Below are 2,342 nucleotides of genomic sequence, written 5' to 3'. Positions count from 1 at the left end.
CAGCATTAAGGGCGATGGTGTCCGCGTATTTTTAAGCGGACGCGATCGCCCTTAATCGCCAGGATTTTCATGCGCCAACGAAGCTCTTATCCCAAACCGTTCAAAGCCCAGGTCGTTCAGGAATGCCTTCAGCCCGGCGCCACCGTTTCAAGCGTCGCCATCGCTCACGGCATCAACGCCAACGTCATTCGTAAATGGCTGCCGCTTTACCGGCACAGCTCAGTGCCCGCGTTGCCTGCGTTTGTCCCGTTGAAGGCTCCTCCTAAGCGGCCGTCAGAGGCATTGGCGATCATCGAGATACCCGTTGGCGAACAAGCCATCGCCGTGAAGTGGCCAGTGTCCGATCCTGATGGGTGCGCTCGATTTATCCGAGAGCTTGCCAAGTGATCCGCATTGACGCCATCTGGCTCGCCACCGAACCCATGGATATGCGTGCCGGCACCGAAACTGCGCTGGCCAGAGTGATCGCAGTATTCGGTGCGGCGAAGCCGCACTGCGCTTATCTGTTTGCCAATCGCCGGGCCAATCGTATGAAAGTTCTCGTGCATGACGGGATCGGCGTTTGGCTGGCGGCACGGCGGTTGAACCAAGGAAAATTCCACTGGCCAGGCATACGACAAGGCAGCGAGTTGGAACTGGATAGTGAGCAACTTCAGGCCGTGGTACTTGGTTTGCCTTGGCAGCGCGTTGGCGCTGGCGGTGCAATCACGATCCTTTAAAAAGCTGTAATTAAACCCAGAACACGCTGTCGCACGCGGTCGGCTTTGGTAAAATTCACGGCATGACTTCTATGCCAAACCTCGACCACATGACCCCCGACCAACTGCGTGCACTCGCTGCGCAGTTGATGTCGAAGGTCGACACGATGGGCAGAAAGAACCACCGCGATCAAACCATCATCGAACAGTTGACCCACGAGATCGCGATCCTCAAGCGGCACCGGTTTGCCAAGCGCAGCGAGCAGATCAGTCCTGAGCAAGGCAGCTTGCTCGACGATCTTCTTAACACCGATCTTGAGGCTATCGACGCCGAGCTGACGGCACTGCCTCCGACTCCTGCTCCAGAAGTAGCGCGCCAAAAGCCAAAGCGCGCGCCGCTGCCGTCGCAGTTTCCACGTACCGTCATTCATCACGAACCAGAAAACACTCAGTGCACTTGCGGTTGCCAACTTCAGCGCATCGGCGAGGACGTCAGCGAGAAACTGGATTACACGCCAGGCGTGTTCACCGTCGAACAGCATGTGCGTGGGAAATGGGCCTGCCGTCAGTGCGAAACACTGATCCAGGCACCAGTACCGGCCCAAGTGATCGACAAAGGCATCCCAACCGCAGGTCTGCTGGCCCATGTGATGGTGGCGAAGTTCGCTGACCACTTGCCGTTGTATCGGCAGGAGAAAATCTTCGGACGTGCCGGTTTAGCGATCCCGCGCTCCACACTGGCTCAATGGGTTGGACAGACCGGTGTGCAGCTTCAGGCGCTGGTTGATGCCTTGCGAGAAGCCGTTTTGGCCCAACGAGTCGTCCATGCCGACGAGACGCCGGTGCAGATGCTTGCGCCCGGACAGAAGAAAACTCACCGTTCTTATGTATGGGCTTACTGCACCACGCCGTTTTCGGTGCTCAAGGCCGTGGTCTATGACTTCAGCCCGAGCCGGGCAGGTGAGCATGCACGTAACTTCCTCGGCTCATGGAACGGCAAGCTGGTGTGCGACGACTTTGCTGGCTACAAAGCTGGCTTCGAGAAAGGCATGATCGAAATCGGCTGCATGGCCCACGCCCGCCGCAAGTTTTTCGATCTGCACGTGGCGAATAAAAGTCAGCTGGCCGAACAGGCGCTGCACTCGATTGGTGGCCTGTACGAAGTTGAACGCCAAGCGCGGGACATGAGCGATGAGGATCGCCGCCGAATACGGCAAGAAAAAGCAGCGCCGTTGGCAAAAACACTGCACGACTGGATGTTGACCCAGCGCGATCTTGTGCCCAACGGATCAGCGACGGCCAAAGCCTTGGATTACAGCCTTAAACGCTGGATCGCGCTGACGCGCTACCTGGATGATGGCGCTGTCCCCATAGACAACAATCCAGTCGAAAACCAGATCAGACCGTGGGCGCTTGGCCGTTCGAATTGGTTGTTTGCCGGATCGCTTCGCAGCGGCAAACGGGCGGCGGCGATCATGAGCTTGATCCAGTCGGCGCGCATGAATGGGCACGATCCGTATGCCTATCTCAAAGATGTGCTGACGCGGTTGCCGACGCAACGGGCGAGTGAGATCGACCAACTGCTGCCGCATCAGTGGGTATCTGTCTGACTTACGCAACGTGAGTTGGGCAGACGCTTACGAT

General features: G+C 57.8%; 3 protein-coding genes. All 3 read left to right on the top strand.

The window, feature by feature from the left end; translation table 11 throughout:
* The first annotated feature begins 69 nt into the window (after window positions 1-69).
* Window positions 70-387: an IS66-like element accessory protein TnpA gene (tnpA, locus tag K5E40_RS34225; protein WP_159889782.1), complete on the top strand. Its 318-nt coding sequence runs from the start codon at window positions 70-72 to the stop codon at window positions 385-387.
* Window positions 384-719 (top strand): IS66 family insertion sequence element accessory protein TnpB, encoded by a 336-nt coding sequence (gene tnpB, locus K5E40_RS35340; protein ID WP_311776000.1) that lies wholly within the window; start codon window positions 384-386, stop codon window positions 717-719. The genes tnpA and tnpB overlap by 4 nt, the downstream gene beginning before the upstream one ends.
* 62 nt (window positions 720-781) lie before the next feature.
* Window positions 782-2,308, top strand: a complete 1,527-nt coding sequence (tnpC, locus tag K5E40_RS34215) for an IS66 family transposase (protein WP_221734419.1) — start codon at window positions 782-784, stop codon at window positions 2,306-2,308.
* The last annotated feature ends 34 nt before the right edge of the window (window positions 2,309-2,342 follow it).

It is taken from the genome of Pseudomonas baetica, assembly GCF_019733355.1.
In the GTDB taxonomy this organism is placed as follows: Bacteria; Pseudomonadota; Gammaproteobacteria; order Pseudomonadales; family Pseudomonadaceae; genus Aquipseudomonas; species Aquipseudomonas baetica_A.
Note: the sequence above shows the minus strand (reverse complement) of the source record. Positions and strands in the feature narration are given on the sequence as shown.

Excerpts from the sequence above, each read along its gene's own strand:
- tnpA (WP_159889782.1), top strand. The coding sequence starts at position 70 with ATGCGCCAACGAAGCTCTTATCCCAAACCGTTCAAAGCCCAGGTCGTT.
- tnpC (WP_221734419.1), top strand. The coding sequence starts at position 782 with ATGACTTCTATGCCAAACCTCGACCACATGACCCCCGACCAACTGCGT.